The organism is Streptomyces sp. NPDC048111, from assembly GCF_043202815.1.
Lineage (GTDB): Bacteria > Actinomycetota > Actinomycetes > Streptomycetales > Streptomycetaceae > Streptomyces.
Map to the genome: position 1 here is coordinate 105,816 of NZ_JBIDBD010000019.1, position 16,931 is coordinate 122,746.

The 16,931-nt window shown below is 69.5% G+C and carries 12 protein-coding genes; 11 read left to right on the plus strand and 1 reads right to left on the minus strand.

The annotated features are described in order from the left end of the window. Positions 1–11 precede the first annotated feature (11 nt). The 10 genes from ACGF3I_RS25630 to ACGF3I_RS25675 all read left to right on the plus strand — a co-directional run bounded on the left by ACGF3I_RS25630 (position 12) and on the right by ACGF3I_RS25675 (position 15,629). The gene (locus ACGF3I_RS25630) at positions 12–1,145 is read left to right on the plus strand and encodes a hypothetical protein (RefSeq protein ID WP_393135824.1); all 1,134 of its coding nucleotides are present in this window, start codon (positions 12–14) and stop codon (positions 1,143–1,145) included. Then, on the plus strand, positions 1,142–2,656 hold the full coding sequence (locus ACGF3I_RS25635) for a hypothetical protein (RefSeq protein WP_393135826.1): 1,515 nt from the start codon (positions 1,142–1,144) through the stop codon (positions 2,654–2,656). Before ACGF3I_RS25630 ends, ACGF3I_RS25635 begins: the two co-directional genes overlap by 4 nt. Continuing rightward, positions 2,653–3,984 carry an AAA domain-containing protein gene (locus ACGF3I_RS25640; RefSeq protein ID WP_393135828.1) on the plus strand — a complete coding sequence of 444 codons (1,332 nt, stop codon included), beginning with the start codon at positions 2,653–2,655 and terminating at the stop codon, positions 3,982–3,984. The genes ACGF3I_RS25635 and ACGF3I_RS25640 overlap by 4 nt, the downstream gene beginning before the upstream one ends. Before the next feature lie 31 nt (positions 3,985–4,015). Beyond that, positions 4,016–6,271, plus strand: coding sequence for a Helicase associated domain protein (locus ACGF3I_RS25645; RefSeq protein WP_393135830.1), 2,256 nt, complete (start codon positions 4,016–4,018; stop codon positions 6,269–6,271). Positions 6,272–6,465: 194 nt separating this feature from the next. Then, a complete protein-coding gene (locus ACGF3I_RS25650; protein ID WP_393135832.1) occupies positions 6,466–7,947 on the plus strand; it encodes a hypothetical protein in 1,482 nt (493 codons plus the stop codon). A gap of 34 nt (positions 7,948–7,981) precedes the next feature. Further along, complete coding sequence (locus ACGF3I_RS25655) at positions 7,982–8,752, plus strand: hypothetical protein (protein ID WP_393135834.1); 771 nt, start codon at positions 7,982–7,984, stop codon at positions 8,750–8,752. A gap of 3 nt (positions 8,753–8,755) precedes the next feature. Continuing rightward, the gene (locus ACGF3I_RS25660; protein WP_393135836.1) at positions 8,756–13,378 is read left to right on the plus strand and encodes a hypothetical protein; all 4,623 of its coding nucleotides are present in this window, start codon (positions 8,756–8,758) and stop codon (positions 13,376–13,378) included. Then, the gene (locus ACGF3I_RS25665) at positions 13,375–14,499 is read left to right on the plus strand and encodes a hypothetical protein (RefSeq protein ID WP_393135838.1); all 1,125 of its coding nucleotides are present in this window, start codon (positions 13,375–13,377) and stop codon (positions 14,497–14,499) included. Before ACGF3I_RS25660 ends, ACGF3I_RS25665 begins: the two co-directional genes overlap by 4 nt. Before the next feature lie 40 nt (positions 14,500–14,539). Then, positions 14,540–14,683: a flavin reductase family protein gene (locus ACGF3I_RS25670; RefSeq protein WP_393135839.1), complete on the plus strand. Its 144-nt coding sequence runs from the start codon at positions 14,540–14,542 to the stop codon at positions 14,681–14,683. A 301-nt stretch (positions 14,684–14,984) separates the two neighbouring features. After that, complete coding sequence (locus ACGF3I_RS25675; RefSeq protein ID WP_393135847.1) at positions 14,985–15,629, plus strand: restriction endonuclease; 645 nt, start codon at positions 14,985–14,987, stop codon at positions 15,627–15,629. A 115-nt stretch (positions 15,630–15,744) separates the two neighbouring features. Here the strand turns inward: ACGF3I_RS25675 and ACGF3I_RS25680 are convergent, their stop codons facing one another. Further along, positions 15,745–16,269: a DUF4145 domain-containing protein gene (locus ACGF3I_RS25680; RefSeq protein ID WP_393135841.1), complete on the minus strand. Its 525-nt coding sequence runs from the start codon at positions 16,267–16,269 to the stop codon at positions 15,745–15,747. Between ACGF3I_RS25680 and ACGF3I_RS25685 the strand changes: the two genes are divergently transcribed. After that, on the plus strand, positions 16,207–16,389 hold the full coding sequence (locus ACGF3I_RS25685) for a hypothetical protein (RefSeq protein WP_393135853.1): 183 nt from the start codon (positions 16,207–16,209) through the stop codon (positions 16,387–16,389). The two genes, ACGF3I_RS25680 and ACGF3I_RS25685, sit on opposite strands and share 63 nt — an antisense overlap. Positions 16,390–16,931 lie beyond the last annotated feature (542 nt).

The following is a 16,931-nucleotide window of genomic DNA, read 5'->3' on the forward strand; positions in this document are numbered from 1 at the left end:
AAGGAACATCTGTGAGTCAGCTCAACGACCGGCTCGCCGCGCTGCGCGGCCCCGTCCCTGCCAAAGGGCACGACGCCCGCACCCTCGCGGCCCTGACCGCCAACCCCGGCTGCAACCGCCGGGCCCTGCTCGACGCCGCCGGCATCGACAAGGACGCCATCGCCGTCCATCTGGGCAAACCCCGCCCCCTCGCCAAGTCCTCCCTCGCTCTCAGGAGCGGAGCCACCTTCGAACAGCAGGTCAAGGCCAACGGCTGCGCCGAACTGCTGCGCCTGCTGCGTGACGTCCTGGATCTGCCGCTGCCCGAAGCCGCCCACACCGACCTCGCGGTGGTCGGCACCCAGGACGCCTCCCCCCAGGTGCGCTACATCCACACCCGCAATGCCGTCCTGGAAGCGCTCCGTTCCACGAGCCCCGCCCGCACGCTGCTGGACCACCCCATCCTGCAGCTGACCGTCGCCGGCCACCCGGTCTACCTCGAGCCCGACGTCGTGGCCTTCCAGATCGACGGCGTCTTCCACATCATCGAGATCAAGTCCTTCGCCGTCGTCGACCAGCAGGCGAGCGGCGCGAAAGTGGCCGCCGCCGTTACCCAGGCCGCCGCCTACGTCCTCGCCCTGCGCGAACTCCTCGCAAAGGAAGGCATCGACGGCGACAGAGTCTCCCACGACGTCATCCTCGTCACGCCCCGAAACTTCACCCGACGCCCCACCGCCAGCGTGGTCGATGCCCGCAAGAAGATCGCCGCCCTCACGAGGCAACTCGACCGGCTCACCCGCGTCGAGCCGCTCCTCGACGCGCTGCCGGCCCGGATCACGTTCGACCTCGTCCTTGATCAGGACAAGCGGCCCAGCCGCGACCCCAAGGAACTCACCGCCGCTCTGCAAGCCACCACCACTCGCTACACCCCTGCCTGCCGTCATTTCTGCGACCTGGCCTACGTCTGCCGGGGCCAAGCCCGCGATGACGGATCGATCGACGTCCTGGGCAGCGACATCAGCGACGACCTCGGCGGCATCGACCACATCGGCACCGCCCTGCGCCTCGCCGACGGCACCCGCACCCCCGCCGCCGACCAGGCCGACCTGGCCGCCGCCCTCCGGCACGCCCACGCCGTCCGCACCCAACTGCGGGAGTCCGCATGAGTCGACTGTCCACCCTGCTGCGCCTTGAGGCAGCCGAGACGGAAACAGTGCAGGACGCCAGCATGGTCGGCCACTTCCACCTTGCCGAGCAGCCACTGATCTTCCTGCCGCTCAACCGCTCCGGGACCGAAGCGACCTTGCTGGCCGTCATGTTCGGCGACGATCCGGGCTGCCCCCAGCTCCTGGTCGCACCGCCCCATGGGCGGCCCACCGCGTTCCTGGAAGAACTGGCCGGCCACATCCTCGCCTACATCGAAGGCTTCCAGAACACCGAACACCTGCCCGCAAAAGGCAAGAAGCCCGCCCGCGAGCGTCACACCCATGCCCCCCAGCTCCTGGTCGCCAACCGCAGATCCCTTCCCTACGTCGGGCGGCTGGGCCGCGCCCTGCGCTTCACCGAGCCGCCCGAAGGCAGCGACCCGGCCCGCAGCGTCGGCCGCCTCGGCCAGTGGCTCACCTTCTTCGCCGACCACGCCGAACACCCCGGCTCCGCCCTCCTACTGGCCCTGACCGATCTACTGGGCACCCGCTGGATCACGGGCCAGAGCCGCCTGGAGGACGAGCATCTTGCCGCCCTCCTGGCCTGGATCGACCCTCCCCCCGGCACCACAGGCCTGCGCGCCGCGCTCGATGCCGAAAACCCCCAAGTCCCCGGCCCTGACGGCCAACTGCACCGGCCCGCCGGCCCGGCCACCGACCCCTCCTTCGACAGCCTCGAGCTCGACCCTCTGCTGACGGCCTATGACGACGCCGCCAAAGATGGCAACAGCGCCGCGATGATGAGGCTCACCGACCGGCTGCACACCCTCCTGCACAACTACCTCAAGCCGACCTGGGACGACGCCTGGCACGCCCTTGGCCTGCTGCGCAACCTGCCCCAGACCCATGACGCGCAGCGCCGCTGGGCCGCCGACCGTGACCGCTTCACCGCCTACACCACCTACCTCGCGGCCGACGGACGCCCCCAGCCCATCAAGGACGATCCCGTCTCCGCCGCCCGCCGGCTCGCCCGCATGGAACTGGCCCAAGGGGCCTTCGACGCCCACCGCGCTTTGGAGGACCCCTACTTCATGGCCGAGCGGCGCACCACCGGAGAAGCCGTCGCTGGCACCGTCACCGAGGTCGACGCCCACCACACCGTCCCCGGCGCCAGAAGCCCCAAACTGCGCCCACGCCTGACCCTGCACACCACCGACCCGGTACGCCTGGACATCGGGCACCTGCTCGCCGGACCCCACAACCCGCGCGTGCACATGGCCGTGCGCGCCATCACCCCGCGCGCCCAGGGCACGGATCTCCTGCTCGAGGTGACCACGCTCACCGGCACCGTCAACAAGCCCAGGACCGACTCCGTCCCCGCCGTCGGTGATCTGCTCGAGCTGACCTTCGCCCCCGAATTCTTCAGCCGGCCCCCGTTCCCCAGCCGGGAGAACACTCCCTGGACCCACGGCGGCCCCCAGCACAACCACCCAGCCGCCGTCCTGGAGGAGACCGAGGAGACCCAGCCGTGACCCAGCCCCCCATCCCGCCCGTGGAACTGGCCGACCAAGCGGTCACCGCCGTCCTGACCGCACTGACCGGCACCACCACGCGGCCCCTCGTCGTCGACTCGCCCCCCGGCGCAGGGAAATCCACCCTGGTCGTGCGCGCAGCCCGAGCCCTTGCCGACGCCGGCGAACAGAGCATCATCATCGCCCAGACCAACCACCAGGTCGACGACCTCCTGGTCAGCCTCGCCGACCCAGAAGCACCCCGCCTGCGCCTGGGACGCCTCGCCGGGCACAACTACGAGGCATCCGAAGAAGTCCTGGACCTGACCGACACCATCATCAGCAAAGACATTAAAGACGTCCTCACCTGCGACGTGATCATCGCAACCGCCATGAAATGGGCGTACGTAGACGGCCCCCGCTGGAAGTGGGCCATCATCGACGAGGCCTACCAGATGCGATCCGACGCCCTCCTGCTGATCGCCAAGCTCTTCGACCGGGCCCTCCTCGTCGGCGACCCCGGCCAACTCGACCCGTTCTCCATCGTCAGCACCCCCCGGTGGACCGGACTGCCCCACGACCCCCTCAACAACGCCGTCACCGTCCTGACGAACCACAACGACACCAGCACCCACACCCTGCCCGTCTCCTGGCGGCTTCCCGCCTCAGCAGCCGGCATCGTCTCCCGGGCCTTCTACCCCTTCACCCCCTTCCAGCCCGCCACCGCGCCCGCCACCCGCGCCCTCACCTTCACCATCAACGCCCTGCACAACCCCTTCGACCCAACCGTCGAGGAAGCCGCACGCACCGGCTGGGCCCTGCACGAACTCCCGCCCCGCCACACCGCACGCATCGACGCCGAGGCCGCCCACGCCACCGTCGCCCTGGCCTCCCGCCTCCTGGAGCGCGGAATCGAGGCCGTCTGCGAGAAACACCCCATGGGCCGGCGCCTGCAGCCCGCCGACATCGCCATCGGCACCGCCCACCGGGAACAGGCCCGTCACATCCAGCAACTCCTCAACCGCAACCCCCACGCCCGAGGAGTGCGTGCCGACACCGCCAACCGCCTGCAGGGCCGAGAGTTCGCCGTCACCATCGTGCTGCACCCCCTCTCCGGCCGCCGCGACGCCTCCGCCTTCCACCTCGAAGCCGGCCGCCTGTGCGTGCTGGCCTCACGCCACCGTCACGCCTGCATCATGGTCGCCCGCGCCGGCATCGCCGACCTCCTCGACCGCCAACCCTCCAATGAGCCCGTCGCCCTCGGCGTCCCCGCCAAGTTCCCCGACGGCTGGGAAGCCCACCAGCACATCCTCGACCACCTCTCCCAGCACCGCGTCCCCGCCGCCTGACCACTCCGCACCGGAAAGCCGCATCCTGCCCATGGCACCCACTGAGCTGACGCTGCGCCCTCACCAAAAGGACGCGGTCGCTGCAGCCACCCAGACCCTGGCCCGCCACCCCCGCGCGAGCGTGATCGCCGCCTGCGGCACCGGTAAGACCCTGATCGCCGCACGCACAACCGCCCGCATCGCCCCACGGGGGAAGGTCCTGGTGCTGCTGCCGACGCTGGATCTGTTGTCCCAGACGATCCGTTCCTGGCGTGCAGCGGGACGCAAGGGCACCACGGTCGCGGTGTGTTCGGCCCGTCAGGCCCTCGACCACGAGCCGCTCGGCGCTGACATCCCGCTGACCACCGACCCCGCGGACCTGACCGCCCTCACCGCCACATCCCGCCCCGGGCCCCTCACTGTCTACGCCACCTACGCCTCCCTCTCCGCGGTGGTCGCCGCCCACAGCAACCACCGCCTGCCCCCCTGGGACCTGATCGTTGTCGACGAGGCCCACCGCACCGCCGGCCGCCTGGGCAAAGCCTGGGCCGCCGTCCACCACGACGACCAGGTCCCCGCCGCCCGCCGCCTGTACCTGACCGCCACCCCCCGCGTCTGGGACGCCGATGACAGCGCGGACGAGAACATGGAGGCGGTGGCCTCCATGGACGACGAAACCCTCTTCGGCCCCGTCGCCTACCGGCTCACCCTCTCCGACGCCATCGACCTCGGCCTGCTCGCCGACTACCAGATCCTCGTCCCTGTCGTCACCGACGAAGACCTGCGCGACTGGCTCGCCACCGGACCCGGCGCGGGCGTCGACGGACTGCGCCTGGCCGGCCGCCAGGTCGCCGCCCTGCGCGCCATCCACGACCACCGATTGCGCCGCGTCCTGACCTTCCACCACCGCGTCGCCGATGCCCGCGCCTTTGCCACCACCCTGCACGACACCGCCGCCACCCTGCCCAGCCATCTGCGCCCGGAAGGGCTGTGGGCGGACTGGATCAGCGGACGCCACGCCCCCCAGGTCCGCCGCCGCCTCCTTTTGGAGTTCGCCTCCCACGCCGGCCCCCACGCCCCGGCCGTGCTGGCCAACGCACGCGTGCTGGGGGAGGGCATCGACGTGCCCGCCATCGACGCCGTCGTCTTCGCCGACCCCAAGAACAGCCCGGTCGACACTGTCCAGGCTGTCGGCCGCGCCCTGCGCCAGCAGCCGGGTGCGGGCAAGAAGGCCACCCTCGTCGTCCCCGTCTACCTCACCCCGGGCGAAGACCCCGACGACCTCCTCGGCGCCGACGCCTACACCCCGCTGTGGCACACCATCCAGGCCCTGCGCGCTCACGACGACCGCCTTGAGGCCCGCCTGGCCGACCCCCGCACGCACCGTCCCACCATGCCTGCGGACGATCCCGAGGCATGGCTGCACTTCGACCGCCCCGCCCAGGCCGAAGAAGTCGCCCTCGCCCTCTCCCTGAGGGTCCTGGCCCCTAAAAGCGCCGAGTGGCGCCGCGGACTGAAAGCCGCCCGCAGCTACCACCGCGCCCATCACCATCTCGACGTCCCCCAGGCCTACGAGGACGCCACCGGCTACCCCCTGGGCCGCTGGTTGAGCTGGCAACGCCATCTCTACTCGCTCGGCACTCTCGATCCCGCACGCGGTCAGGCACTCGAACGCCTCGGTGTCATCTGGGATCCCCGCCAGAAGGCCTTCGAGCGGGGTCTGGCCCACGCAGCCCTGTACGCCGCCCACCACGGCCACCTGGCTGCCCCCGGCGGCTACGTGCACGACGGCTTTCCCCTGGGCCGCTGGCTGGCCACCCAGCGTGCCCGCGCTGACCAGTTCGCCGCAGAACGCGCTGCTGCCCTCGCCGCCCTGGACCGGTGGTGGAATCCGCCGTGGCCGCTCACCTGGCACCGCGCCTATCACGCAGCCCGGCAACAGACCGAACAAGCCACAGCACGGGAGTGGCTCAACGCGCAGGCGGCGCGGGTGGATGCGCTTCATCCCGGGCAGCGACAGCTCCTCGCGGACCTGGGACTCGCCCTGCCGGCCGCATCCGGCTCCAGCAGCAAGGAACATCGGCAGCCGGCACGTGAGCGCTCCTTCCAGCGAGGGCTGAGAGCAGCACGGGCCTTCCGCCAGCGCGAGGGCCATCTCAACGTTCCCCAGCGGCACATCGAGCAGACCGAGGACGGCGATGTGCGCCTGGGGCAGTGGCTGAGCAACATCCGCCGCCGCGGCCTCAGCCCCGACCGGCAGGCCGCCCTTGCCGAACTCGGCCTGGACAGCACCACAGCGGGCGGATGAGCAGGCCGCGGCCGCCCCGCAGACCCGTGCCCTGCCGAGCGAGACGGGCTGGGCGCGGGCCGCTCACCGGCGAGCCCGCACGGCCGCAGACAGCGCTGCGGCGTCGCCTCCCGTCAGCATCACGCAATTTCACTCATCCACCCATCAAAGCGGCCAATGCGCTCGTATCATCCACGGCTGGGGGAGGGGCACCTGTGCCGACACAACTCAACGAGCAGCTCCGCGGATTCCTTGACCAATGGCAAACCCGCCAGCGCCGCACCGCAGGACTGCAGGCCGCACTCTTCGTCCGCCTGGACGGACTGCGCCGCATCCACCGTGAATGGGACGCCTACGACCTGATCACCGTACTACTCGCCGCACTGCACCTGGTCATCGAGAACGACCGCCTCAGCGGCGGCCGGCCCCGCCCCGCCCTCGTCGAGGACATCACCAGCCTGTGCGCCTGGCAGCAACCCAACGATCCACCCGCCACCCACCACGAGATCGCAGAAGCAGTCATGAACCTGCTGGTCAACGAACGTGACCGGCAAACCCGCATGACCGACCGCTACGTTCGGCCCGACGCCGACCACGACGCCCACTACGTGATGCAGTCCTTCGCCTTCGTCACCGCCGCCGCAGACGACGAGAGCGACGAACCCGTCCTGCGCGCCACCCCCGAAGCCATCAACGTCTTCCAGAACCTCGTCGACTTCGACCCGTTCGACCGGCTCTCCGCCGAGCGCTACCGCTCCGAACGCATGCTCAAGCGCCGCGACTACGACGAGGTCCTCGACTCCGTCGAGCGGCGAACCCTCAGCGTCCACGGCCTGGCTGCCCAGCTGAACAGCCTGCTGCGCCGCATCGTCTACAACGTCCGCGACGTCGACTATGAGGACGACGTCGTCCCCCGTCTGACCGACATCATCACCCTGGTCGGCGAACAGGTGGAGGCGGAAGAGAAGTTCGCCGACGCTGTCGCCGAACACTTCCATCTGCACGCACCCGACTACGCCAGGCTCCAGCACCTCAACACCAGCCTGCACGACCTGATCATGGCGCTCCTGGCACTGCAGGGCAGCGGCGACGAGGTGAGAACTGCCTTCGAAGCCGAACAGGACCGTCAGCTGTTCACCCCGCGCCGGCTGACCATCAACCCGCAAGGGCAGCTGTTCGCACCCCTGCTGGACATGGCCCCCGGCGACGTCGCCGACCTGCTGGAACCCCTGATGGTGAGACTGCTCGGTCCGCGCACCCCGCGCGTGCTCAGCTTGCCGCGCCTGAAGGACGTCATGACACCTGCCACTCGCACGACCAGCGAACCAGGCCATGATCCCTTCGACGTCGGCGAGCTGCGCATCACCCCGGACGACCTGGACCCGGCCGTACTGGCCGCCGTGCAGGACATCCTGGACCGCATTACCGAGCCCACCCGGCTGTCCACCTTGCTCAACAGCCTTCACCACGCTGACTTCCTCGGCGACCTCGCCGCCCCGGCGGCCCGCCTCGTGCCCTGGACGCTAGCCGTCACCGTCGCCAGCGCCTACGGCGGCTTCCACGGATCCGACGAGGACCTCCCGCCTGCCGCCGACGCCTTCCTCACCGGCCGCCTGGCCGTCGTCCGCCCCGGCACCCGCCTCGCAGCCGCCGGAATCGCAGGCGACGACCTGATCCTCATCCCCCGGCCGCGATAGGGCCCCACACCAGACAGCACCCCGAAGGGATTCCATGGACGGCACCGACGCCGGACGCCTGCTGGCCTTCGCCCTCGACGTCACCGCGGCCCCCGGCAACAGCGGACAGAGCGCCCACTACCGCAGCCTGCTCGACCGCTACCGCACCGACGCCGCATTCCGGCATCTGGTCGACGACATCCTCGAAGGAGCCGGCTGCTCTGTGGCTCTGGCCGACCCGCATCACGGCCTGCTCCTCGACACCGAGCTCGACGGCCCCTGGGCCTGGCCCCGGCGCACGACAGACCTGCCCTGGAACAAGAACTTCGAGGACGTCTCGGCCCGCGCTGCACGGCTGCTGGTCCCCGTCGCGCTGCTCGCCTATGTCGCGCCCTCCGCTGCCGACTTCGACGACCTGCTGGCCGACCCCCTGGCCGTGGCCGCCACCTTCACCGCCTCCCAGCTCGCCGACTTCATCACCGACTTCGCCCGGCACAAGGAGGAGGAAGCCACCGACCCGCCCGAAGGCGAAGCCCCCCTGTGGTGGCACTGGCTGCAACTGCCCGCCCACGCGCCCGCCAGTAAACGAGCAGGCCGCCGCGACAGGACGTACCTCGTATACACAGTCCTGACCTTCCTGCACGGTCAACGTCTGGTCGCCAAGACCGCAGGCACAACCGTCCGCGACAGCCTCTACCGCCCCCGCAGGCTGCTCCTGGCGCGCTGCCGGGCCATGCTCGCCGACCACCTCCTCCAAGACCTGCAGACCTACGCCACCACCGGTACGCAACCGCCCGGCGGTGCCGGACCAGAACCCGAGGAGTAAAACGTGGGACCCCTGCGCGGCTTCCGAGTCGTCAACCTCCGCGTCCGGGACAAAGTCGCCGTCCCCGACCTCACGGTCGACCTGACCCAGCACACCCACACCGTGATCGGCCTGGAAAACGGCGGTGGCAAGTCGACCCTGCTTGCCTTCCTCCTCCACGTGCTGCTGCCGCGGGCCGACTACTTCCTGCCCCGCATCGCCCAGCGCCGGCAGAAGAAACAGGGACAGGAAAAACGCATCGAGCACTACGTGCCCGGAGGCCCTCCCACGCACATCATCCTCGAAGTCGAAACGCCCCCAGCCAGCCCCCAACAGGCCCCGCAGCGCTTCTTCCTCGGCGCCTGCCTGGCCAAGCCGACCGCAAGCAGCGAAGACGATCCGGTCTCCGAATACTTCTGGGCGCTGCCCGCCTCCGCCCACAGCCCCTCCCTGGCTGACCTTCCACTGCGCAGCGGCCACCGCCTGCGGGACCACAACGAGTGGCAGACCCACGTCACCGAACTGCGCAGCCGTTATCCCGGCACAGGTATCCAGCACACCGCCAAACAGAACGACTGGGACCAATACCTGCGCCAAACCCTCAAGATCGACGTCGAGTTCGTCAAGAGCTGGCTCCTGGCCATGAACCAGGACGAAGGCGCAGCCGATCACGTCTTCACCTACGCGACCTCCCGAGACTTCCTCAACAGTCTCGTCAAGGCCATCGCCTCACCGGACCTGATCGCCCGGCTGAAGGCCGCCCTGACCCGCCTGGGAGAAGACGCCGACCGCCTCGCACTGGACCGCCGGCGCCTGGACCTGTTCAAAGGCCTCGCCCATCACACCGAAGCGCTCGCCGTCCATCGTCACCACCTGAAGGAGCTCCAGACCAGCCGCCTTCTGTGGATCGACCATTTGCTGACCGCCCGCCACCACTTGGAGCGCCGAAGCTCCGACCAGGACGCCCGCCTCGCACGCCATCGACAGACCCGAACGGAAGCGGAAGCAGCCCAGCACAGCACTCTGGCGGCCTACACCGACGCACACGCCCGCCAGATTGCCGGCAAACTGCAGCTCGCCGAGCTGCAGTTGCACCACACCCAGCAGCAACTGGACGCCAACACACAAGAGTTCACCCAAGCCAAAGCGGTCGCCGCCGCAGCTGACGCGGCTGCCCTGATCGTCCAGCTCGACACCGAGCGACGGCACGTACAGGACATCAGCGCCACCCTCGCAGCACGCGGCCAGGATGCCGAACCCCAGCGCCGCCGCGCCGTATCCGCCGTCCTCGCCCTGACCCAGCGCCTGGACCAGGAGACTGCACGGCTGAAAACCGGACACGCCACCCACATCGCCGCCGAACAAGAAGCGCGCGAAGCCGCGGCCCTGGCACACACGGCTCTCCTCGACGTCGCCAACCACTACGCCAGCGCCGACACCCGCCTGCAGGCGTGCCAGACGGAAAGGGGCCGCATCGACAGCGTCCTGCGCGCCGCGGTCCGCGACGGCGTGCTGGGCACCGACGAGCATCCGGATGCCGCACTGCAGGCAGCAGTGAACCGCCAGGGCACCCTGCGCACCGAGCACCACGACACGCAACGTGAGCACAACCGTCTCACCGGCCTGGCAGCACAGCTCACCGACGCACAGAGCCTGCACGTGGAACAAGCTGTCCGGGCTCGTGCAGACCTGAGCGCACAGGAGAAACTCCAGCAGCAGCTGCAGGACGACACAGACACCCTCACCCGCCAACTGCACGCCAGCGCGCTCATCGACTTCGACCCGATCCAATTGGCGGACCACGACCAGGCAATCGCTGAACTCCTGTCCCTGGCAGCCGACCAGGCCAAGACACGGGAACTGGACGCCGCCGTGCAGGCCGCCGCTGCACGCCGGGCCGTGGCAGCCCTGGAGGCCACCGCCCTACTGCCGCCGCGGCCCGCAGTGGCCGAGATCTGCCGCCGCGCCGCCACCCACAAGTACGGCGCCCGCAGCACCTACGCCTACCTGGCCAACCTGCCCGCCCTGGCGGCCGAAGCCATCGTGCGCGACCATCCGGCCCTGGCCGACGGCATCGTCGTCAACGTCCCCGACGACCTGCACGACGTGGTCGATCTGGCTCGCCAAGCACGGGCAGACCTGGACGCCCCCCTGGTCATCACCACCCCTCGGGCCCTCGAAGCAGCCACCCCACTGCCCGAGGACATCGTCGTCATCCTGCCCGACGAAGCCCACTGGTCCCATCCAGCGGCCCGCACGCAAATCGAGGACCGCCACACCGAGGCCGACCGCCGCGAGCAGCACCGCCACGACCTCGGCAACCGTTACGACCAGGCCCAGAACCTGCGCCGCAGCGTCCTCGACTGGAGCGAACGCATCGGAGCACACCGCCTCCACAGCGCCGAACAAGACGTCCAGACACTGCGGACGCGCTACGAAGAGGCGGACCGCGTCCGCGCACAGACGCAGCAACAACTCACGGACACCGCCCAGCAGATCGAGACAGCCCAACAGCGCCTGCGCGACCTGCACGAAGAGATCAACCGGACCACCGAACAGACCGGCCTGCTCCGAGTACTCGCCCAGCAGGCCGCCCGCTGCAGCGAACTCGACGCCGAAACACTGCAGGCCGAAGAAGACAAACAGCTCGCCGATCTTGCACGCGATCGGGCCCGCACCGACCTCCAGAGCGCCGAAACCTGCCAGATCCAGGCCCGCGAAGCCTGCGAGCGCATCAACGCCGCCCTGCACGACCTGCGCCACGCAGCCGTCACAGCCCAGAGCCTGCGCGACGACCTGGCCACCGACACCGACCTCGCCGACCCCTCGGACGCCTGCCTCGACCTCGGCACGCTCATGGAAGTGGCCACATCCCGCCACCGCCATTGGAGCGCAGCCGTCAGCGACCCGCAGCTGACCGCGGAACAGAATCTGCACCGCGACCAGGCGGCAAAACTCCAGCAGAAGCTCGACAGCCAACCCCCACCCGTCCAGGAGGCCGCCCGAGCCCTGCGCGAGAGCCACCCCGCCCGCAGTGCCGCCGACCACGAGCAGACCGCAGGCCGGGCCCGACAACAGCTCCTGCTCCTCAGCACGACGATCGGCACGCTGAAAAGCAACGTCACCCACCAGCGCACCGCCGTCGACGAGGTCAAGGCAGAACTGCGCAGACTGCGCCGCACTTCCCACGTCGAAGCGGACGACCGCGCCACCACCATCGAGGAAGCCGCACGCGTCCTCGCCCGCCTCACCGCCGCCCGTGAAACAGCCCTGGCCGCACGCACCCGTGCCGAACAGGCCCTGGAAGCAGCCCAGACAGAACTGGACCACGCCCGAGCCTGCCGGGAGCTGACCACCCAGGCCATCAACGCGCTGCAGGCCGACCTGCCTCTGCTGGCGTCCTCAGGCGGACTCATCCCTGCCGTCGACCTCGAAGACCGCGCCTTCCACGTCCAAGGCCGGCCGCCCTCACCTCCTGCCCCCGACGCCGTCCAGTACCTGATGACCCTGGCGAGCACCGACCTGTCCGACGCCGAGACCGACCATGCCACCGCCGCCCTGGAAGACGGCCGCACCGCACTCCAGAGCGACATCACCGCCCTGCACCGCCGCCTCGGCCAGCGCGAAGCCCTCGCCACCCGGCAGCTTGAAGAACTCGAAGCCGCCCTGCGCGACGCCCATCCCGAGGTCGTCTCGGGCGACAAGCTCGTCCTCATGCTCCGCGGACTGCGTCGTACCAGCCTCCTGCAGGACGCCGACGCCCATCACCACGACACCAACGAACGACGAGCGATGTTGCAAAACCTCGTCGACTCGTTCGACACGCGTGTGGAAGACCTCAGCCGCACCGCCTTCGCCGCCGTCCAGGAACTCTTGCGCGGTGTCCAGGCCACCGTCCACGACTCCCACCTGCCCACCACCCCCGCCCTGGGACGCTGGGCCGGCCTTCCCCTGCTCAGACTCTCCGGCCTCGACATGAAGAAGGACCAGCGCCGCACCGCGATCCTGTCCCTGCTGCAGACCTGGTTCGATCCCCACACCCGCCACGTCCGCCCCGACTTCGACGCCGACGCCACCATCCACCGTCTCGTCGAAGCCGCCACCCCCGCCTTCAGCGCCCGCGTGCTGATCCCCTCCGACCCTCTCGATCCCCAGCACAAGCCCGTCGACCGCCTTGCCGTGGAGACCTCCGGCGGCGAAGGCGTCACCTTCGCCCTCATCCTCGCCGCACTGCTCGCAGCCCGCCGCGCTGCCGTTCACGGCCACCGCCACACCACCCTGCTTCTCGACAACCCCTTCGCCAAAGTCACCAAACCCGCTTTCCTCCGCCTGGCCCGTGACATCGCCACGTCCCTCGGCGTTCGCTTCATCCCCCTCACCGGCATCCGTGACCTCGGCGCCCTCACCGTCTTCCCCGGCCTCATCCAACTGCGCGTCTCCCGCAGGCAGAACGCCAACATCGTCGTCCCCTACCGCATCACCGACACCGACCTGCAGCCCCTCCTGCACGACGGCACCCTGTACGTCTCCGCTACCGAACGCGACGCCGACACGCCCCCCGGCCCGGCCGCAGGGACCTGGCCCACCCTCTCCGCCGTCACCGTCCGCACCACCACGGATCCCCTCGACGAAGAGGCCCGTCCGTGACCCTCCACACCCCCAAACCGCCACAGGACATCCTCGACCTCTTTGCCGACACTCTGCTGAACGCCGGCAGGGTCCGCCTGAACGCTCAGGACCTGCACCGCCTGTGGGCCCAGGCAGACCCCGCCTGGCCCGACCCCGTCACCGCACGCGTGCGTCTGGCCCACGCCCTGCATTCCCTGGCCGACGCCGGCCTGATCACCCTGCCCGCCCCCGCCGGCCGGCTCTGGGACGCCGGCACCCCTCCTCTGCCCGCACGCATCGCCGTGCCCGCCCACTACGCACCATCCCGGCAGGCCCTCGACGCCGCCGACGAACCCTGGGGGAGCGCGATGCAGTGGGCCCCCAGCTGGATCCGCACCGCACGCCCTCCCGCCCACCTGCGCCAGGACGCTGTCCGCATCAACCGCTGGTTCCTGGCCACCACCGGACAGCCCCGGCCCGTGATCGCCCGCGAAGAACGGTCCCTGCAGATCTTCAACGACGAAAAACGCCTGGCCGCTCTCGCCACCGGCCCTCTGTTCGCCACCGACCGCCTCACACTTGAACATCTCGCGTGCCAAGCACCCACCGGCGCACTGCGCATCGCCCTCCTCCACCACAGTGGACCCCTCCTCGTGGTCGAGAACCGGGCCACCTTCGACTCCGCCTGGCGTGCACTGCGCACCGCCCCAAACACCCCCTACGCCGCAGTCCTCTTCGGCGGGGGAGACGCAGCAACCGCTCTGCTCACCGACATCATCCAGCTGCACGACCTCACCGGCATCCACCCGGGCCCCCTCCACTACGCCGGCGACGTCGACATCGCCGGCGTCGAGGCCGCCCACCACTTCGTCACCGCCGCCCGCGCAGTACGCCTGACCGCCGACATCAGCCGCCCTCTGTGGCAGGCGGTCGCCCGCGCCGAACCCACCGGCCCCGACCTGACCGCCGACCCCGCCCGCACAGCCCCGGCACTTGACCGTGCCCGGGCCCTGGACATGCCAGCCGAGGTCATCGACCGTCTGAGCCAGCGGCTGCGCGTGCCCCAGGAACGCCTCGACCGCACTGCGCTGAGCGACACCACCTGGTGGACCGCGCCCGCCCACCCCCCGCCGGACGGTGGCGAGATCGCCGACCGCTGAACCGGGGGCCGGTGAAACATGCAGGAAACGGGTGCTTCGGGTGCGCCAGCTGGAATGCGAGTTCGAGCACAGCTACCAGGCCGGCGACGACATCATCGTGCTGCGCGTCCTCGCCATGAGGACCGACGACGACCACAATCCGTGCGTCTGGCACTGCCGGATGCTGAAAATGCTGGACGGCTGAGGCCCGGGCTGCCCGATGCGGTCGGGGGGGCTCATGGCGCCCCCGACGGCCGCTGGAGGCGGCGAACTCCCCATCGCTGAGGGAATACTTGCTGCCGGCGCAGAAACCCAACGGCCGCGCACGTGCAGGTGTGTGCTGCTGTCCAGCGTGTCGGTACGTCCGGTCAGGCTGTGATGCGTGCTCAGGCAAGAAAGTGCGGTGCCCAGAAGCCGAGCTGGTGTCAGTGCCCCTTGCTACAAAGGGAGTTCGAGCCCAAGTCGACGTTCTCGGGGGTGCGACGGTGTACAGGGACGGGACGATGATGCCCGGGGTGAAGGCCGTGGTCGGTCTCATCGTGGGGATCACACTGGCGCGGCTGTTATGGCAGTGGGTGACGGATACCGCGCTGCCGTGGATCGGCGATCATCCGTGGTGGACGGGGTTCGCCTGCCTGGGCCTGGTGCTGCTGACCGCCACGGTGATCGACCGCCCGGGCCGTGGCGGCCACCAGCTGATCTACGGCGAGGACACCGTAGTTGATGACGAGGAGCCGGACAGGCTGACCTATCGCATGCGGGAACTTGCCGCGATGACCCCGACAGCCTTTGAGGAAGCCTGCGCCGAGCTGCTGATCCGTGACGGATTCCTTCATGCGCGTCGGGTGGGCGGCGCCGGGGATCTGGGAGCCGACGTGGTGGCATGGGATGACGAGAGCCGCAAACTGGTCCTGCAGTGCAAGCATTATGCGCGGCCGGTGGGTTCCAAGGAGGTGCAGACCTTCAACGGAACGGCGCGCCCGGAGCACAAAGCGCATCACCCCATCATGATCGGCCTGAGCGGATTCACCCAGCCCGCCGCTGAATTCGCCGCCCGGCACGGGATCATTCTGCTGGGCCGGCCGGAACTGAAACGCTGGGCCCACGGAAACCATCTCTACGACATCATCGAGGCCGAAGCCTTGGGGTGACCTCCCGTTGTCCCTTCGCAGACTGAGCCGGTTTCGCGGGGCGAAGTGAGCAGGCGGGCGGCTCGTGAACGGCGGCATCCCGCCACGCGGCTCCGCGCGGTGAGGCGGGCGAAAGCTAGTTCTGAGCCGCCGGACTCTGCGGGGCAGGCGCCGACTTCTTTGCGGCTCTCTTCTGGCGGCGTTCGGAGAACTTTTCATACTGCACCGTCAGCACGTAGATGTGCTCTAGCAACGCCTCGGTGAAGACGAGTGCGTCTTCAGCGTCCTGACGTTTGACCTCTGCGTCGCCGTGAGTTCCGTCATTGCCGACGAAACGCAGGGCAGTAGCCCAGTCCAGAAGTCGGCCTTCGATCTTGTTGTCCTGCTCCAGCCATTCGGTCTTCTTCGCCAGGTTGCTGCCAGCGGCACCCTGATCCTTACAGACCAGCTCCAGGGTCCTGCGGGCCATGGTTGCCGTCGCCCAGTAGGCGCCGGCCTGATGGATAGGACATCGCCGGAAACCTGCCGGACGAGCGCAAATAGGGCCACCAACGACTCCGCTGCACAGGCGGATCCCACACCCAAGGAGGCCCCAACCTTGTTCCACCACCTGCTCGCCCTGCTCAACAGCCCCTTCACCACGACGTTGTTGGCCACCCACTCGCTCACCGTCGCCGGACTTGTACTGACCGCCGTATGCGCTCCGACCGCCCGCCGCCGGCAGGCGGCTCTCAAAACCCTGGCCGTGCTGGTCGGCCGCCCGCCGCATCCCCGCCTCTGAAGTAATGCCCCCGCTCAGGAAGGTGGTTCCTCGCCACTCGGGGCCAGGAACCACCTTCCTCGGGCCGGGCAAGCCTTTAGCTACTGGCACTGGGAGAGACGAGGCTCCCAGATGACTCCAAGGACAAGGGCCACTCATCGATGCCACACCCGCATGGCGCCGCCAGGCGCCATCTCCGCCCATCGAGACACAGCCGTACACGGAACTACCGACACACGAAGCACCCAAGGAAACTGAAACCTGCTCAGTCCGGCGATAGCCGGACACCACCCATGCAAACTCCCCGGCAGGGGAGCGTGGGGAACTCAAATACCTGTGCAACCACCGAGTTATGACATCACCGGCGCCGCCAGGCGCTCGGGCGCTGACAACTCCCCTTCCTCCCCGTCAGGGGAGGGGCCATCACTTTTCCCCGTCCTGCCGCCAGGCAGGACGGCATTCCCTTACTGAGCGGGCCGTCAGGCCCGCCAACACCCACAGAAACCAACCGAGTTGGCCCGCCAGGGCCAACCCCGCACCTGAAACACAGTCGTGCCGTCAGG